This is a genomic window from Rathayibacter sp. AY2B5 (assembly GCF_002931645.1).
GTDB lineage: Bacteria > Actinomycetota > Actinomycetes > Actinomycetales > Microbacteriaceae > Rathayibacter.
The window spans coordinates 156,745-172,771 of sequence record NZ_PSUE01000006.1 but is presented as its reverse complement, the minus strand read 5'-3'; the positions used below and the strand labels follow the sequence as shown (position 1 = coordinate 172,771).

The window sequence follows — 16,027 nt, the reverse complement described above, 5'->3', positions numbered from 1 at the left end:
CGCAGCGGGCTGCGCCGGCGGTGGGCTACAGACCGAGAAGCTTCTTGGCGACCTTGGCGTCCTGCGGGGCGAGGACCTGGTCCTGGTTGAGGCGGCGCGTGCGAACGCTGGACTTGGACTCCAGGTTGTGACGCATGCCGGCCTGCTGCTTCATGACCTTGCCGGAGCCGGTCACCTTGAAGCGCTTCTTGGCACCCGAGTGGGTCTTCATCTTGGGCATGTTCTCTCCTTGTGAACGTCACTCCGCGCTCGGCGGGGCGAAACCGGTGCCCCGCGAGCGGGGCGTCCACCGGCCCCGAGGCCGGGGCGGCGAAGTACTAGACGGACTCGGCCTCGGCCGTGTCCTCAGGGGTGTTGGCCTCGCGACGAGCGGCGCGGACCGCATTGGCCTCGGCCTTCGCCTCGGACTTGTTCTTCAGCGGGCCGATGACCATCACCATGTTGCGACCGTCGATGGTCGGGGTGGACTCGACCTGGCCGAACTCGGCGACGTCCTCCGCGAAGCGCTGGAGCAGGCGGACGCCCATCTCGGGGCGCGACTGCTCGCGACCGCGGAAGAGGATCATCGCCTTGACCTTGTCGCCGGCCTTGAGGAAGCCCTCGGCGCGCTTGCGCTTGGTCTCGTAGTCGTGCTTGTCGATCTTCAGGCGGAAACGGACCTCCTTGAGGATCGTGTTCGCCTGGTTGCGACGGGCTTCCTTGAGCTTCTGAGCCTGCTCGTACTTGAACTTCCCGTAGTCCATGATCTTGGCCACGGGCGGCTTGGAGTTGGGGGCGACCTCGACCAGGTCCAGGTCTGCGTCCTGCGCGAGTCGCAGGGCGACCTCGATCTTGACGACGCCGACCTGTTCTCCTGCGGGACCCACGAGGCGGACCTCGGGGACGCGGATACGGTCGTTGGTACGGGGATCGCTGATTGCGTTTCTCCTCTGATCTCGGTGAGTGCAGCTGCGCTGCCGGAGTCTTCTCCAGCGCACCCGAGAGAGGTGATCGTCCCGTCCACGTCGTGCCTGCAGCACGGCGCTCGCACCCTGTGACGCGGTTCCCGAGGCGGACCTCGAGAGCCGCAGCCCTGCCTCCGGTGGTCTGACGACCCTCGGGGGCGGAGTGCTTCTGACCCGGTAACCTTGTGAAGCGGTCAAGCGCGGGTGGGAGAATCTCCACTTTCGAACCGAGGACATGCCTCGGAGCCCGGACAACCATAGCAGACCGGCGGCCCGCCCGACAGAGCGGATCCGGCCGCCCCTCGATCCTCTGCTGCGGCGGCCGCGCCCCTCCACCACGGACGACGAACGAAGGACCCATGGCCCAGTACGACGACGACTACACGCGACGATTCGGCGAGGACGGCGGAGCCTCCGACGTGGAGGCCGCGCGCGACATCGCGGAGGTCCCGGCGGTGGAGATCATCACCACCGCCGCCGTGCACCTGATGAGCGCGGCCGCCGTCAAGTGCGGGCTCGCCGACGAGCCCGGAGCGCAGGTCGACCTCGACGAGGCGCGCAAGCTCATCAACGCGCTCGCGGGCCTGGTCACGGCCGGGGCGCCCGACATCAGCGACATGCACGCCCGGAGCCTGCGCGACGGCCTCCGCACCCTCCAGCTCGCGTTCCGTGAGGCGTCCCCGATCGCCGACCCGATCGGCAAGGGCCCGGGCGAGAAGTGGACCGGCCCGGTCACCTGATCGGGAGTCAGCGGGCGGCGGCGAGCTGCAGCGTCATCGAGTCGACGCGCTGCGCGACGGTCTCGTCGGCCGCCCACCGCTCCCCCAGGCGCGCGACGAGGGCGCCGAGCGCGTCCTGATCGAGCCCCGGGCGCAGGCTCAGGACCACCACGAGCTCGGGCCCCGCCAGGCGCTGCTCCGGATCTCCCGCGCGCACCTCGAGCGAGGCGACCGCCCGCTCCCCCTCCGCAGCCGCGCGCAGAGCCCGGAGCACCTCCGCATCGGCGGGGGCCGGCCGCCAGTCGCCGCCCTCCGCGATCGCCCAGAGCGCCGGGCGCCGGACCGCGAACGCCCGCTCGGACGCGGGGTCGAGGACCATCACCTCGGTGCCCTCCGCGACGGCCGCCAGGGCCGCGCGGCGCCCGTCGACAGGGACGGGACGGGCGGCCGGGTCCCACCGGCGCATGCTCTCGACGCCGCTGAAGACGGGGAGCACCGTGCGGCCGTCGGGTCCGGCGACCGTGACGATCGCGAGCTCCTGCGTCTTGTCCGCCCGGAGTCCCCCGACCCCCTCGGCCTCCTCGCCGAGGCGGGCGACCAGAGGGATGAGCAGGCGGGACGTGCGGAGCGCGTCGACCACGGCCTCCGGGCCGCGAATGCCGCGGGTGAAGGACTCGAGCGCGGCGACCAGCGCCTCCGGGGCGCTCCCGTCGTCCTCCGGTGCTGCGCTCGGCTCGAAGTGCCGGCCCGCCCAGGGAGTGCCGGCGGAGTCGGTCAGATGCGCCCGGAGCGGGCGGGGCTCACTCGGATGCGACATCCAGGGCCTCCGCGAGCGTGAACGCGCCCGCGTACAGCGCCTTGCCGACGATCGCGCCCTCGAGCCCCTGGGGCACGAGGTCGCGCAGAGCGGCGATGTCGTCGAGGTTCGAGATGCCGCCCGAGGCGATCACGGGGCGGTGGGTGCGGGCCATGACCTGCTCGAGGAGCTCGAGGTTCGGGCCCTTGAGCGTGCCGTCCTTCGTGACGTCGGTGACGACGTAGCGGGTGCAGCCGGCCTCCTCCAGGCGGTCGAGGACCTGCCAGAGGTCGCCGCCCTCCTTGGTCCAGCCGCGCGCGGCGAGCGTGGTGCCCCGGACGTCGAGCCCGACGGCGATCTGGTCGCCGTACTGCGCGATGACGCTCGCGGCCCACTCGGGGTTCTCGAGCGCCGCGGTGCCGAGGTTGATGCGCTTCGCGCCGGCGCTCAGCGCGGACTCGAGGCTGCGGTCGTCGCGGATCCCGCCGGAGAGCTCGACGTTGACGCCCTTCACCTGCCGGATGACCTTCTTCATGATGCCGTGGTTGTCGCCGCGGCCGAAGGCGGCGTCGAGGTCGACGAGGTGGATCCACTCCGCGCCCTGGTCGGCCCAGTCGCCCGCGGCGTCGATCGGGTCGCCGTAGTTGGTCTCGGTCCCGGCCTCGCCCTGCGTGAGCCGCACGGCCCTGCCGCCCGCCACGTCGATCGCGGGCAGGAGGACCAGGCCCGGGGCCTTGGTGAACTCGCTCATCGTCATCCTCAGTCTCGGAGCCGGTGCCGGCCCCTGGAGGCGCCGACCACCGGCCGATCCTAGTTCGTGCGGAGGGTGCCCAGCCAATTGGCCAGCAGCCGGAGCCCGGCGGCCCCCGACTTCTCGGGGTGGAACTGCGTGGCCGAGAGCGGCCCGTTCTCGACCGCGGCGATGAAGGGGCCTCCGTGATCGGCCCAGGTGACCGCGGGACGCGGGAACGGGGACATCACGTCGAGCGACCACTCGCGGGCGCCGTAGGAGTGCACGAAGTAGAAGCGCTCCTCGGCGATGCCGTCGAAGAGCACCGAGCCCTCGGGAGCGGAGACGGTGTTCCAACCCATGTGCGGGACGACCTCGGCCGGGAGGAGGTCCACCGTCCCCGGCCACTCGCCCAGGCCCTCGCTCTCGACCCCGCGCTCGACGCCGCGCTCGAAGAGCACCTGCATCCCGACGCAGATGCCCAGGACGGGGCGCCCGCCGGCGAGGCGCTTCTCGATGATCTCGCCGCCGCGGGCGCGGGTCAGTGCCGACATCACGGCGTCGAAGGCGCCGACGCCGGGCACGAGGAGGCCGTCCGCCTCCAGCGCCCGCTGCCGGTCCCCCGTCAGCTCGACGTCGGCCCCGGCGAGCTCGAGCGCCTTGACGGCGGAGTGCACGTTCCCCGAGCCGTAGTCGTAGACCACGACGGAGGGGCGGGCCGAGCTCACAGCGCGCCCTTCGTCGACGGCACGCCGGAGACGAGCGGATCGAGGGCCTTGGCCTGACGGAAGGCGCGGGCGAACGCCTTGAACTCCGCTTCGGCGATGTGGTGCGGGTCCCTGCCGCCGAGCACCGTGACGTGCACGGTGAGGCCGGCGTTGAACGCGATCGCCTCGAAGACGTGGCGCACCATCGACCCGGTGAAGTGGCCGCCGATCAGGTGCAGCGCGAAGCCCTCCGGCTCGCCGGTGTGCACGAGGTAGGGGCGCCCCGAGATGTCGACGACCGCCTGCACGAGCGCCTCGTCGAGGGGGACGAGCGCGTCGCCGAAGCGTGAGATCCCGGCCTTGTCGCCGAGAGCCTGTCGGATGGCCGTGCCGAGTACGATGCCGATGTCCTCCGCGGTGTGGTGGATGTCGATCTCGATGTCGCCGCGGGCCCGGACGCGCAGGTCCGTGAGCGAATGCTTCGCGAACGCCGTCAGCAGGTGGTCGAAGAAGGGCACGCCGGTCTCGAGATCGGCGACGCCCGTGCCGTCGAGGTCGAGGGAGAGCTCGATGCTCGACTCGCTGGTGGCACGGCTGAGGGAGGCGGTGCGCCCGGGTGCGGCGCTCGGGGAGGTCATGCCTCCCAGTCTATTCGCGCCGCGTCGCCGCCCCCGGGCGGAGCTCACTCGCGCGAGAGCGCCACCGTGGGGTCGGCCGACGGTGCGGGGAGGGAGGCGAGCGCCTCGAGGAACGCGGTCGTCTCCTCCTCGGTGCCGGCGCTGACACGGAGGTGGTTCGGGATGCCGACGTCGCGGATGAGGACGCCGCGGGCGAGCAGGCCCTCGAACACGGCGGCCGGATCCGCGACACCGCCGAAGAGGACGAAGTTGCTGCCGGTCGCGTACGGGCGGTAGCCGAGGGCGCGCAGGCCGTCGATCATCCGGTCGCGCTGCACGATGATCTCGCCGACCATGGCGAGCATCTCGTCGGCGTGAGCGAGGGCGGCGGTCGCGGCGGCCTGGGTGAGGGCCGACAGGTGGTACGGGAGGCGGACGAGGCGGAGCGCGTCGATCACCGCGGGGTCGGCGGCGAGGTAGCCCAGGCGGACGCCGGCGAAGGCGAAGGCCTTGCTCATGGTGCGGGACACGAGCAGGCGCGGTCGCCCGGGGAGGAGGCTCAGCGCGGTGGGCGCGCCCCTGCCCGCGAACTCGGCGTACGCCTCGTCGACGACGACGATGCCGTCGGTCGCGTCGTAGACCGCCTCGATCACGGCGAGGTCGAGCGGCGTCCCGGTCGGGTTGTTCGGAGCGCAGAGGAAGACGATGTCGGGCCGGGCCCGGCGCACCTGCTCCGCGGCGTACTCGGCTCCGATCTCGAACTCCGCCTCGCGCGGAGCGGGGATCCACTCCGTTCCGCTCCCCGACGCGAGGATCGAGTACATCGAATAGGTGGGCGCGAACCCCAGCAGCGAGCGCCCGGGACCGCCGAAGGCCTGAAGGACGTGCTGGAGCACCTCGTTCGATCCGTTCGCAGCCCACACGCCGTCCGCGGTGAGCCCGTGACCGAGGTAGCCGGCGAGGGAGTCGCGCAGCTCTCGGAACTCGCGGTCGGGATACCGGTTGACGGTGCGCAGCGCCTCCGTGACCCGCCCGACGATGTCGGCGATCACGTCGTCCGGGACCGGGTGGGTGTTCTCGTTGACGTTGAGGGCGACGGGCACGACCGCCTGGGGTGCACCGTACGGGTGCCTGCCTCGGAGGTCGTCGCGGAGGGGCAGGTCATCGAGAGTCGTCACCAGGGAATGGTAGCGAAGCACCCGGCGCGGACGTCCGGGCAGCCCGGCTCAGCGAGCGGTGTCGTACTCGGCCGGGACCGCGAGGCGCTGCCCGGGCTCGACGCCCGCGCTCGAGAGCTGGTTGAGGGAGAGGATGTCGTCGACCACGTCGCGCGGGTCCGCCTGCGGGGCGAGCTCCTCGGCGAGCGACCAGAGCGACTCGCCCGCGTGAACGGTGACGTACTGGAACTCGACCGCAGCGGCGTCGCTCGACGCGACCGCTCCACCGCCGTTGAGCCCGAAGGCGAAGGCGCCCGCCACGATCGGCAGGGCCCCCAGAGCGGCCACCACGGCGCGGCCGCGGCGCGTGAGGCGCAGACGGGTGCGGACGATCCGCGCTTCGCCGAACGCGTTCATCGGCTCGGGAGCGGACGGCAGTACCTCGACGGGCCGGGCCGCGGACGAGCGCTGGAGCGGGCGGGAGGTGAGCTGTGCGGTCATGGGATCGCTCCTTTCAACAGGGATTCGGGGAGGCCCTCGGCCGGGAGGGCCGCCCCGAACGCCTGTACCGAACATATCTTCGAACGCCGGAACGGTCAAGGGACCGTTCCGGCTGATCCGCGGGCGGACTCGCGCGCGACACACTCGAACGAATGTTCCGACTCGTGAGTTCCGGCGGATACAGTTTCGAGAGCCTGGTCGTAGTAGAGCAGCGACCACCGACATTCCTTGTCGGGTCGCGACCGGGCGGGCGCGCACGCGGCGTGCGCACCGGGAAGAGGGAGCATCGTGAGCGACGCGCAGAGGGCCGGGACCCCGGCCGCCAAGACGAAGGCGGCCGCGGGCCGGCGCCGGAAGAGCCTGAGCGCCAAGCAGCTCGCGATCCTCGACGCGATCCAGCGCTCGGTGTCGAGCCGCGGCTACCCGCCGAGCATGCGCGAGATCGGCGACGCGGTCGGCCTCGCCTCGCTGTCGAGCGTCACCCACCAGCTCAACCAGCTCGAGCTCAGCGGCTACCTGCGCCGTGACCCGAACCGGCCCCGCGCCCTCGAGATCCTCATCGACGTCCCCAGCTCGACGGAGGACGACGGGTCGTTCGAGTCGACCGCGACGGTCGGCGACGCGGCGATGGTCCCCCTCGTCGGCCGGATCGCGGCGGGTGTGCCGATCATGGCCGACCAGCAGATCGACGAGGTGTTCCCGCTTCCCCGGCAGCTCGTCGGCAAGGGCGAGCTCTTCATGCTCAAGGTCGTCGGCGAGTCGATGATCGACGCCGCGATCTGCGACGGTGACTGGGTCGTGGTCCGCTCGCAGCGCACCGCCGAGAACGGCGAGATCGTAGCGGCCATGCTCGACGGCGAGGCCACCGTCAAGGTGCTGCGCCAGCGCGACGGCCACACCTGGCTGCTGCCCCGCAACTCCAACTTCGAGCCGATCCTCGGCGACGAGGCCGAGGTGCTCGGGAAGATCGTGGCGGTCCTCCGCTCGGTCTGACACCGGGAACGCAGGAGGGGCCCGACCGGCGTGCAGCCGGCCGGGCCCCTCCTGCGTTCGACGGGCACCGGCGATCGGGGCGCGCGCCCCTCCGTCGCGGTCACGGGAAGGCGGAGGAAGGCCGCCGAAACCCCGTCGCCGAACCCTCCGGCCGCCGCCGGTCGGTGGTGCGGGTCGCCGCACCCCCTCCCGGATGCGCCGAGCGCCCGCCGCCCGGACGGGGAGACGGGCGCTCGGGTGGTGGCGATCAGGCCTGGACGGCCGCGCGCGGAACCGCGAACTCGGTGAGCGAGCCCGCCAGGTCGGCGTGCACGAGGGCGACCACGTGGGTGCCGCCCTCGACGTACTGCGTCGACAGGATCCGGCCGCTGCGGTGCAGATGCGAGATCACGTCGCCCCGGTCGTACGGCACGAGCAGGTCGATCTCGACGTCCGGCTCGGGCAGGATCTCGGCGATCCGCGCCTCCAGCTCGTCGATGCCCTCGCCGCTGCGCGCCGACACGAAGACCGCGTCGGGAGCGAGACCGCGCAGCACCAGCCGCGTGCCCTCGTCCACCAGATCGGCCTTGTTGAAGGCGATGATCTCGGGGATGCTGCGGGCGCCCACCTCGCCGATCACGTCGCGCACGGTGGCGATCTGCCCGGCCGGATCGGGGTGGGAGGCGTCCACGACGTGGACGATCACATCGGAGTCCGCGACCTCCTCGAGCGTCGACCGGAAGGCCTCGACGAGCTGGTGCGGAAGCGCTCGCACGAAGCCGACCGTGTCGGCGAGCGTGTAGAGGCGCCCGTCCTTCGTCTGGGCCTTGCGGACGGTGGCGTCGAGGGTAGCGAAGAGCGAGTTCTCGACGAGGACGCCCGCGTGCGTCATCCGGTTCAGCAGGCTCGACTTGCCGGCGTTCGTGTATCCCGCGATCGCCACCGAGGGGACGGCGTTGCGCTTGCGGTTCGCGCGCTTGGCCTCGCGGGCGGGCTTCATCGCCGTGATCTGCTTGCGCAGGCGCGCCATGCGGGTGTGGATGCGGCGACGATCGAGCTCGATCTTCGTCTCACCCGGACCGCGCGAGCCCATTCCGGCTCCCGCGCCCACCTGGCCGCCGGCCTGGCGGGACATGGACTCGCCCCAGCCGCGCAGTCGCGGGAGCAGGTACTCGAGCTGCGCGAGCTCGACCTGCGCCTTGCCCTCACGGCTCTTCGCGTGCTGGCTGAAGATGTCGAGGATCACCGCGGTGCGGTCGATCACCTTGACCTTCACCACGTCCTCCAGCGCACGCCGCTGGCTCGGTGCGAGCTCGCTGTCGGCGACGACCGTGTCCGCGCCGAGGGCCGCGACGAGCCCCGCGAGCTCCTGGGCCTTGCCCTTGCCGAGGTAGGTGCTCGGATCGGGGTGCGGGCGGCGCTGGAGCAGGCCGTCGAGGACCGTCGCTCCCGCCGTCTCCGCGAGCGCGGCGAGCTCGTGCAACGAGTTCTCCGCGTCCTCCAGCGAATTCTGCGAGTACACGCCGATGAGCACGACGTTCTCCAGGCGCAGCTGGCGGTACTCGACCTCCGTGACGTCCTCGAGCTCGGTCGAGAGGCCGGCGACGCGTCGCAGCGCCTGCCGGTCGTCGCGGTCGAACTGCTCGCCGTCGCTGTTCTCGCCCTCGTGGCCGGCGCCCTGCAGCGCCTGGGCTCCACCCGCGACGAAGCGCGAGTACCCTGCCGAACGCGACTGCGCGTTCGCCAGGACCCTCGAGACGACGTCCACGGCCTCGGTCGTGTCGGTCTCGTTCAGGTCTTCCGTCATCCGGATAACACTAACTCCTCAGGTCTTGATAGGTTCACTTCTCATGGCCGCCGAGCACTACTTCTCGAGTACTCCCGACGGCGACCTCCGGCCCCGCAGGATCCAGGCCCGCCTGGCCGGCCGCGACCTCGAGGTCACGACGGCAGGAGGGGTGTTCAGCCCCGGTCACGTCGATCTCGGCACACGCGTCCTGCTGGACGCGGTGCCCGACGCCCCCGCTGACGGGGACCTGCTGGACCTCGGCTGCGGCTGGGGCCCGATCGCCCTCGCGCTCGCCCTCGCCTCCCCCGACGCCCGGGTGTGGGCGGTCGACGTCAACCAGCGGGCGCTCGAGCTGGTCCGTCGCAACTGCGAGGAACTCGGCGTCCTCAATGTCAACGCCGTGCTGCCCGAGGATGTTCCCGACGACGTCCGCTTCCGCACCGTGTGGTCGAACCCGCCGATCCGCATCGGCAAGGAGGAGCTGCACCTCCTGCTCGAACGCTGGCTGCCGCGGCTCGAGGAGGGCGCGGACGCCTGGCTCGTCGTGCAGCGCAACCTCGGCTCAGACTCGCTCCAGACCTGGCTGGGCGCCGCGTTCGCCGGGCGGCTCGACGTGGAGCGCGTCTCCTCGGCGAAGGGCTTCCGCGTGCTCCGGACGACCCGCCGGGCCTGACCGGGTCCTCAGTCGATCCGGATCGTCCCGGTGAAGACGAGGTCGGCCGGGCCGGAGAGCCCGACGTGCTCGCCCTCCTCCGCCGCGAACATCGTCACGCCGAGCGTGCCGCCCGGGACCTCCACGCGCCAGGCCTGCGGAGCGCGGGCTCCCGCCCAGTAGCGCACCGCCAGTGCCGCCGCTGCGGCACCCGTGCCGCAGCTCAGGGTCTCGCCGCTGCCGCGCTCGTGCACGCGCATCCGGATCCGCCCGATGCCGTCGTGGACCAGGGGCTCGCCGGGCACCACGAACTCGACGTTCGCGCCGTCCTCGGGCTCCGGGTCGAGCTGCGGGATGTAGGAGAGGTCGGCGGAGTCGAGCTCCTCGTCGTTGCTGAGGGCGACGACCACGTGCGGATTGCCGAGGTCGATCCCGAGACCGGGGCGCGCGACCTTGAGCTCCTTCGCCCGCACCAGGGGCTCGCCGCCCGCCAGCTCCCAGCGGCCGAGGTCGACCTGGAACCCGGCACCGCTGCGGGTGACGTCGCGGACGCCGGCGCGGGTGCCGATCGGCAGGGTGTCGCCGGGCTCGAGCGCCGCGAGGCCGCCCGCGAGCAGGAACGCGGCGTAGACGCGGATGCCGTTGCCGCACATCTCGGCGATCGAGCCGTCGGCGTTGCGGTAGTCCATGAACCACTCCGCCTCGCTCTCCTCGGCCAGAGCCGCGGCGCCCTCCGGGATCGCGCGGGAGCGGACGGCACGGATGACGCCGTCGGCGCCGACGCCGAAGTGGCGGTCGCAGATCATCGCGATCTGCGCGGGCGAGAGGTCGACCTCACCGTCCGGGTCGCTGAAGAGCACGAAGTCGTTGCCGGTGCCCTGGCCCTTGGTGAAGTGCAGCTCGATCGTCATGGCGCACAGCCTAGCGAGGAGCGGGAGCGGCGGCCTGGGCGGCGGAGTGCGCCCGCGACACCAGGTCCGGCGCGTCGTACGGGAGCCGGTGGGCGCCGGCGTAGCGCCGGAACCAGCTGTTCTGCCGACGTGCGTAGCGGCGCGTGAGCGCCTGCGTCGCCGCGATCGCCTCCTCCTCGCGGAGGACGCCGGCACGCTGGGCGAGCGCCTGGGCGTACCCGATGGCCCGCCCGGCGGTGACGCCGCGCTCCAGGCCGAGGGGGACGAGCCGCTCGACCTCGTCGAGCATCCCGGCCGCCCACATCCGCTCCACCCGCCGGTCGAGGCGCTGCACCAGCTCCTCCCGCGGAGCCTCGAGGAACAGGATCGAGGCGGGGCGCCACGGAACCGGCTCGTCGGACATCAGCGCGCTGTGCGTGCTCCCGCCGGTGAGCTCCGCGATCTCGAGCGCGCGGACGATGCGCCGGGCGTTGTGCGGACCGATCCGCTCGGCCACTCCGGCGTCGATCCGGCGCAACCGCTCGACGAGGGCGCCCAGGCCCTCCCGCTCGGCGGTCTCCTCGAGCCGGCGCCGGACGGCCGGGTCGGTGCCCGCGAACGAGAACTCGAAGACGACGCTGGAGACGTACAGACCGGAGCCTCCGACGAGGATCGGCGTCGCCCCGCGCGCCAGCACGCTCTCGATCACGCGCCGCGCCTCGCGCTGGTAGCGGGCGACCGACGCCTCCTCCGTCACGTCGAGGACGTCGAGCAGGTGGTGCGGGACGCCCCGACGCTCGTCGGCGGGCAGCTTCGCGGTGCCGATGTCCATCCCGCGGTAGAGCTGCATCGCGTCGGCGTTCACGATCTCAGCGGCGCCGCCGTCCTGCCGGATCGCCTCGGCGAGCTCGAGCGAGAGGTCGGACTTGCCCGTGCCGGTCGCGCCGACGACCGCGATGAGCTCCGGCGCGGTATCGGGGGCTCCGGTCTCAGCGCTCGCCATCGAGGGCGTCGTAGATCGGCGTCGTCAGCGTGCCGGCGTCGCGCACGCGCAGCGATGGCAGGCCCAGCGAGACCCGGGGCGCCCCGCTCGCGCCCGGGGCGGCCGGAACTCCGCAGGACTCGGTCTGCGCCCGGTCCCAGGCGTCGCCCGCGCGGGTGCGGCGGATGCGGAGCGGCGCGCCGTCGGGCGAATCCGCCAGGAGGTAGAAGGGGGCGGCACGGGTGACCCGGACGGAGACCACGTCTCCGGGACGCGGCTGCTCGGAGCCCTCGGGCACGTCGAAGTGCACCAGACGGCTGTCCTCGGCGCGTCCGCTCAGCCGGTGCGTCTCCGTGTCGCGACGGCCCTCGCCGGTCGCGACGAGGACCTCGACCTCTCGGCCGACGACTGCGCGGTTCTCCTGCTCGCTGATCGCGTCCTGCAGGGCGACGAGCCGCTCGTAGCGCTCCTGGACGACCGCCTTGGGGATCTGGTCGGGCAGCGTCGCGGCCGGGGTGCCGGGCCGGATGGAGTACTGGAAGGTGAAGGCGGAGGCGAAGCGGGCCGCCTCGACCACCCGCAGGGTCTCCTGGAAGTCGGCCTCGGTCTCGCCGGGGAAGCCCACGATGATGTCGGTGCTGATCGCCGCGTGCGGGATGCGATCGCGGACCCGGTCGAGGATCCCGAGGAACTTCTCGGAGCGGTAGGAGCGGCGCATCGCCTTGAGGATGCGGTCGGAGCCGGACTGGAGCGGCATGTGCAGCTGCGGCATCACCGCCGGCGTCTCGGCCATGGCGTCGATCACGTCGTCGGTGAAGGCCGCGGGATGGGGGCTCGTGAAGCGGATCCGCTCAAGCCCGTCGATGGTGCCCGCCGCGCGGAGCAGCTTCGAGAACGCCTGGCGGTCGCCGAACTCGACGCCGTAGGAGTTCACGTTCTGGCCGAGAAGGGTGACCTCGATCGCGCCGTCGTCCACGAGCGCCTGGATCTCGGCGAGCACGTCGCCGGGACGCCGGTCCTTCTCCTTGCCGCGGAGCGAGGGGACGATGCAGAAGGTGCAGGTGTTGTTGCAGCCGACCGAGATCGAGACCCAGCCGCTGTAGGTCGAGTCGCGCTTCGTGGGGAGCGTGGAGGGGAAGACATCGAGCGACTCGAGGATCTCGAGCTGCGCCTCGTCGTTGTGGCGGGCGCGCTCGAGCAGGCTCGGGAGGGCGCCCATGTTGTGCGTGCCGAAGACGACGTCGACCCACGGGGCGCGGTCGAGGATGACGTTCTTGTCCTTCTGCGCGAGGCAGCCGCCGACCGCGATCTGCATCCCCTCGTGGCGGCGCTTCACCGACGCGAGGTGGCCGAGGTTGCCGTAGAGCTTGTTGTCGGCGTTCTCGCGCACCGCGCAGGTGTTGATGACGACGACGTCGGCCTCGGCTCCATCGGCGGACACGTAGCCCGCCGCCTCGAGCGAACCGCTCAGCCGCTCGGAGTCGTGCACGTTCATCTGGCACCCGAACGTACGGACCTCGTAGGTCCTCGGCCGGGTCTCGGCGACGGGCGACGGGGCGGTACCGAGCGTGCTCATGGTGTGGGATTCTACGCTCCGGTCGGACCGCCTCGGCCCGCCGTGTCAGCGGAAGCGGACGCTCGACCCCGGCTTGCGGATCGTCTCGCGGACGACGCGCTGCACGAGTCCGCCGGCGTAGCCGCGGCGCGCGAGGAACCCCGTGAGCCGGCGCTCGGCGACCTCGTCGGAGAGCGAGCGCAGGCTCGGTAGGCGCTTGCGCGCGAGCTCGAGCGCCGTCCGGTACTCGTCGTCGCCGTCCAGCTCGTCGAGCGCTGACGCGATCGCCTCGGGGTCGATCTTCCGCGCGCGCAGCTCCTGCTGGATGGAGGAGCGGCCGAGCTTCTTGCGGTCACGGAGCGAGACGACCAGCTGCTCCGCCATGCGGAGGTCGTCGAGGTAGCCGAAGCGCGTGAAGCGCTCGAGGATCTCGAGGGCGTCCTTCTCGGCGACGCCCTCCGTGTAGAGGCGCGCCTCGACCTCGGCGACCGAGAGGCTCTTGCGGGAGAGCCCCCGTACGATCCGATCCGCGACCTGCTCGGGATCGATCTCCTCCGGGATCTCGATCGCGTCGTCGTCGTCCTCGTCGTCCGCGTTCTCGACGAACGCCGGCGCGCGCCGGGCGACATGAGCCGAGAGCTCGGCGATCCGCTCGGAGGCCGGAGACGCGGCGCCCCCGACGGCGGAGCCTTCCAACTCGCCTGCGGCCGCCCCGGGAGCACTGGTACGCGGCGTTCCGGCTCCGGACGGATCCGGAAGCGACCCGGCCCCGTCGGCGTCCGGCGCCGCCGGAGCCCAGCCGTCGTCGCCCGCCGCACCCCGGTCGACCCAGGGCAGGAAGGCCACGGGGCGGCCCTTCGCCCCCTCCGCGGCCTTCTCCGCCACGGGCTAGGCGCCCTTGCGCACGGGCTGCTTGGTCTCGATCGCGACCGGCGCGGCCTCGACGGCCGCGTTCGGGTCGACGATCACGCCGAGCTTGACCAGAATGCGCTTCTCGATCTCGGCGGCCACATCGGGGTTGTCGATGAGGAACTGGCGCGCCTTCTCCTTGCCCTGGCCGAGCTGGTCGCCGTCGTAGGTGTACCAGGCGCCCGACTTGCGGACGATCTCGTGCTCGACGCCGAAGTCGATCAGGCTGCCCTCGCGGGAGATGCCGACGCCGTAGAGGATGTCGAACTCGGCCTGCTTGAAGGGCGGGGCCATCTTGTTCTTCACGACCTTGACGCGGGTGCGGTTGCCGACCGCGTCGGTGCCGTCCTTCAGCGTCTCGATGCGGCGGATGTCGAGGCGGACCGACGCGTAGAACTTGAGCGCCTTGCCGCCCGCCGTGGTCTCGGGACTTCCGAAGAAGACGCCGATCTTCTCGCGCAGCTGGTTGATGAAGATCATCGTGGTGTTCGTGGTGTTCAGTCCGCCGGTCAGCTTGCGCAGCGCCTGGGACATGAGGCGCGCCTGCAGGCCGACGTGGGAGTCGCCCATCTCGCCCTCGATCTCGGCACGCGGCACGAGGGCCGCGACGGAGTCGATCACGATGAGGTCGATCGAGCCCGAGCGCACGAGCATGTCGGCGATCTCGAGCGCCTGCTCTCCGGTGTCGGGCTGCGACACGAGGAGGGAGTCGATGTCGACGCCGAGCTTCTTGGCGTACTCGGGGTCGAGCGCGTGCTCCGCGTCGATGAAGGCGGCGATGCCGCCGTTGCGCTGCGCGTTCGCGATCGCGTGCAGCGTGAGGGTTGTCTTTCCGGAGGACTCGGGGCCGTAGATCTCGACGATGCGGCCGCGGGGGAGCCCGCCGATCCCGAGCGCGACGTCGAGCGCGATCGAACCGGTCTGGATCACCTCGACGGGAGCGCGGTCGTCGCTTCCGAGGCGCATGACGGCGCCCTTGCCGAACTGGCGGTCGATCTGGGCGAGTGCGGTCTCGAGGGACTTCTCGCGGTCGGAGGAACTGGGCATGGCCGTCTCGCTCTCGTGTTCGTGGTGGTGTCGCCTACAGGCTGTCGCGACATGCCGGTGGCTGTCGGAGTGACAGTGCCGGCCGGCTGCGACAAGGCGGTGAAGCAGGTCCGTTCAGGTGTCTCCGACGGTACGCCCGACCACCGACATCGGGGCCGAGCGAGAGCGACTCCGTGGAGACGGGGCCGTTCCTGCTTCTGTGGAGGAGCCTAGACCGGTTCGAACACGGATTCGAGCACGAGCCGTCGGCGTGTCGAACACGGCTTCGGCGACGGGAGCGTCAGCGGTGGCGCTTCCTCGGATCCACGCCGTGCCACCGGGCCTCCGGGACGTCGTTGGCGCGGCAGAGGGCGAGCCAGACCTCGCGCGGCTCCGCTCCGTCCGCGAGGGCGCGCTCGGCTGTGCGGCCCCCGAGCTCGGTCAGCACGAGGTCCGAGACCAGGACACGGGCATAGGCGCCGCCGAACTCGTCGTCCACCAGCTGCCGGAACTCGCTCAAGCGCATGCGTCCACGGTAGCCGCTGCCCGGAGGCCGCACTCCCCGGGAACGCCGAAGGGCGCCCGGCCGGAGCCTGGGCGCCCTTCGCGTGGAGCGGGTGCGGTGAGTGGAGGGGACGGGGGCCGACTACTGCGTGACGAGGTCCGCGTCGAAGCCGGCGACCATGTCGGCCGGGATGGTGTCGGGGATGGTGTCGATGCCCTCGATGACGGCGAGACGATCGCCGACCTCGCGCATGATCACCGAGATGGGGGTGTCGAGGGCGTCGGCGACAGAGGCGAGGATCTCCGAGGAGGCCTCCTTCTGACCGCGTTCGACCTCGCTCAGGTAGCCGAGCGCAACGCTCGCCTTGCTCGCCACCTGACGGAGCGTACGACCTTTCTGCAGGCGAAAGTCCCTGAGGACATCGCCGATCTCCTGACGAACTAGAACCACTGGACCCTCCTTCTCCACGTCAACCGCATGTCGTGCACCTGCACCGCGAGCACGAGCGCCGGAGATTCCGGAGCGGGTGATCGGGGGGCTGGGACGAGAGAACCGGATAGCTGTTCACTACCCGGT

Annotated in this window: 19 protein-coding genes; 3 read left to right on the top strand and 16 right to left on the bottom strand. The window is 71.8% G+C overall.

Features of this window, described 5'->3' with window-relative positions:
- Positions 1–25: 25 nt before the first annotated feature.
- Both rpmI and infC read right to left on the bottom strand, forming a co-directional pair.
- Positions 26–220 carry a 50S ribosomal protein L35 gene (rpmI, locus tag C5C30_RS06670; RefSeq protein ID WP_055793295.1) on the bottom strand — a complete coding sequence of 65 codons (195 nt, stop codon included), beginning with the start codon at positions 218–220 and terminating at the stop codon, positions 26–28.
- 97 nt (positions 221–317) lie between these two features.
- Entirely contained in the window at positions 318–866 is a 549-nt protein-coding gene (gene infC, locus C5C30_RS06665; RefSeq protein WP_374952931.1) for a translation initiation factor IF-3, read from the bottom strand.
- Positions 867–1,303: 437 nt separating this feature from the next.
- Here infC and C5C30_RS06660 point away from each other — a divergent pair, with 437 nt between their 5' ends.
- On the top strand, positions 1,304–1,684 hold the full coding sequence (locus C5C30_RS06660) for a DUF1844 domain-containing protein (RefSeq protein WP_104313470.1): 381 nt from the start codon (positions 1,304–1,306) through the stop codon (positions 1,682–1,684).
- A gap of 7 nt (positions 1,685–1,691) precedes the next feature.
- On the opposite strand, the gene C5C30_RS06655 is transcribed toward C5C30_RS06660, so the two are convergent.
- Genes C5C30_RS06655 through C5C30_RS06630 form a run of 6 tightly spaced genes read right to left on the bottom strand, consistent with a single transcriptional unit; the run spans position 1,692 to position 6,171 of the window.
- Positions 1,692–2,480, bottom strand: coding sequence for an SseB family protein (locus C5C30_RS06655; protein WP_104333392.1), 789 nt, complete (start codon positions 2,478–2,480; stop codon positions 1,692–1,694).
- Entirely contained in the window at positions 2,464–3,210 is a 747-nt protein-coding gene (priA, locus tag C5C30_RS06650; RefSeq protein WP_104224506.1) for a bifunctional 1-(5-phosphoribosyl)-5-((5-phosphoribosylamino)methylideneamino)imidazole-4-carboxamide isomerase/phosphoribosylanthranilate isomerase PriA, read from the bottom strand. Before priA ends, C5C30_RS06655 begins: the two co-directional genes overlap by 17 nt.
- Positions 3,211–3,269: 59 nt before the next feature.
- On the bottom strand, positions 3,270–3,917 hold the full coding sequence (hisH, locus tag C5C30_RS06645) for an imidazole glycerol phosphate synthase subunit HisH (RefSeq protein ID WP_104309763.1): 648 nt from the start codon (positions 3,915–3,917) through the stop codon (positions 3,270–3,272).
- Positions 3,914–4,534, bottom strand: coding sequence for an imidazoleglycerol-phosphate dehydratase HisB (gene hisB / locus C5C30_RS06640; protein ID WP_104224484.1), 621 nt, complete (start codon positions 4,532–4,534; stop codon positions 3,914–3,916). The genes hisH and hisB overlap by 4 nt, the downstream gene beginning before the upstream one ends.
- Positions 4,535–4,578: 44 nt before the next feature.
- On the bottom strand, positions 4,579–5,691 hold the full coding sequence (locus C5C30_RS06635; protein ID WP_181131480.1) for a histidinol-phosphate transaminase: 1,113 nt from the start codon (positions 5,689–5,691) through the stop codon (positions 4,579–4,581).
- Positions 5,692–5,739: 48 nt separating this feature from the next.
- Complete coding sequence (locus tag C5C30_RS06630) at positions 5,740–6,171, bottom strand: LysM peptidoglycan-binding domain-containing protein (protein WP_308470901.1); 432 nt, start codon at positions 6,169–6,171, stop codon at positions 5,740–5,742.
- Between the two features lie 288 nt (positions 6,172–6,459).
- Here C5C30_RS06630 and lexA point away from each other — a divergent pair, with 288 nt between their 5' ends.
- Positions 6,460–7,164 carry a transcriptional repressor LexA gene (gene lexA / locus C5C30_RS06625; RefSeq protein ID WP_104224482.1) on the top strand — a complete coding sequence of 235 codons (705 nt, stop codon included), beginning with the start codon at positions 6,460–6,462 and terminating at the stop codon, positions 7,162–7,164.
- A gap of 247 nt (positions 7,165–7,411) precedes the next feature.
- Here the strand turns inward: lexA and hflX are convergent, their stop codons facing one another.
- Entirely contained in the window at positions 7,412–8,950 is a 1,539-nt protein-coding gene (gene hflX, locus C5C30_RS06620) for a GTPase HflX (protein ID WP_104333391.1), read from the bottom strand.
- Positions 8,951–8,993: 43 nt separating this feature from the next.
- On the opposite strand from hflX, the gene C5C30_RS06615 reads away from it, so the two are divergent.
- Positions 8,994–9,605, top strand: coding sequence for a class I SAM-dependent methyltransferase (locus C5C30_RS06615; RefSeq protein WP_104226309.1), 612 nt, complete (start codon positions 8,994–8,996; stop codon positions 9,603–9,605).
- An 8-nt stretch (positions 9,606–9,613) separates the two neighbouring features.
- On the opposite strand, the gene dapF is transcribed toward C5C30_RS06615, so the two are convergent.
- The 7 genes from dapF to C5C30_RS06580 form a co-directional block, all read right to left on the bottom strand.
- The gene (gene dapF, locus C5C30_RS06610; protein ID WP_104226308.1) at positions 9,614–10,495 is read right to left on the bottom strand and encodes a diaminopimelate epimerase; all 882 of its coding nucleotides are present in this window, start codon (positions 10,493–10,495) and stop codon (positions 9,614–9,616) included.
- A gap of 10 nt (positions 10,496–10,505) precedes the next feature.
- On the bottom strand, positions 10,506–11,477 hold the full coding sequence (gene miaA, locus C5C30_RS06605) for a tRNA (adenosine(37)-N6)-dimethylallyltransferase MiaA (protein ID WP_104226307.1): 972 nt from the start codon (positions 11,475–11,477) through the stop codon (positions 10,506–10,508).
- On the bottom strand, positions 11,464–13,032 hold the full coding sequence (miaB, locus tag C5C30_RS06600) for a tRNA (N6-isopentenyl adenosine(37)-C2)-methylthiotransferase MiaB (protein ID WP_104257216.1): 1,569 nt from the start codon (positions 13,030–13,032) through the stop codon (positions 11,464–11,466). Before miaB ends, miaA begins: the two co-directional genes overlap by 14 nt.
- Positions 13,033–13,077: 45 nt before the next feature.
- Positions 13,078–13,857 carry a regulatory protein RecX gene (locus C5C30_RS06595; RefSeq protein WP_181131478.1) on the bottom strand — a complete coding sequence of 260 codons (780 nt, stop codon included), beginning with the start codon at positions 13,855–13,857 and terminating at the stop codon, positions 13,078–13,080.
- Positions 13,858–13,899: 42 nt separating this feature from the next.
- The gene (gene recA / locus C5C30_RS06590) at positions 13,900–14,967 is read right to left on the bottom strand and encodes a recombinase RecA (RefSeq protein ID WP_104224475.1); all 1,068 of its coding nucleotides are present in this window, start codon (positions 14,965–14,967) and stop codon (positions 13,900–13,902) included.
- A gap of 280 nt (positions 14,968–15,247) precedes the next feature.
- Positions 15,248–15,472 (bottom strand): DUF3046 domain-containing protein, encoded by a 225-nt coding sequence (locus C5C30_RS06585; protein ID WP_104224474.1) that lies wholly within the window; start codon positions 15,470–15,472, stop codon positions 15,248–15,250.
- Positions 15,473–15,592: 120 nt separating this feature from the next.
- Positions 15,593–15,901, bottom strand: a complete 309-nt coding sequence (locus tag C5C30_RS06580) for a helix-turn-helix domain-containing protein (protein WP_068207524.1) — start codon at positions 15,899–15,901, stop codon at positions 15,593–15,595.
- Positions 15,902–16,027 lie beyond the last annotated feature (126 nt).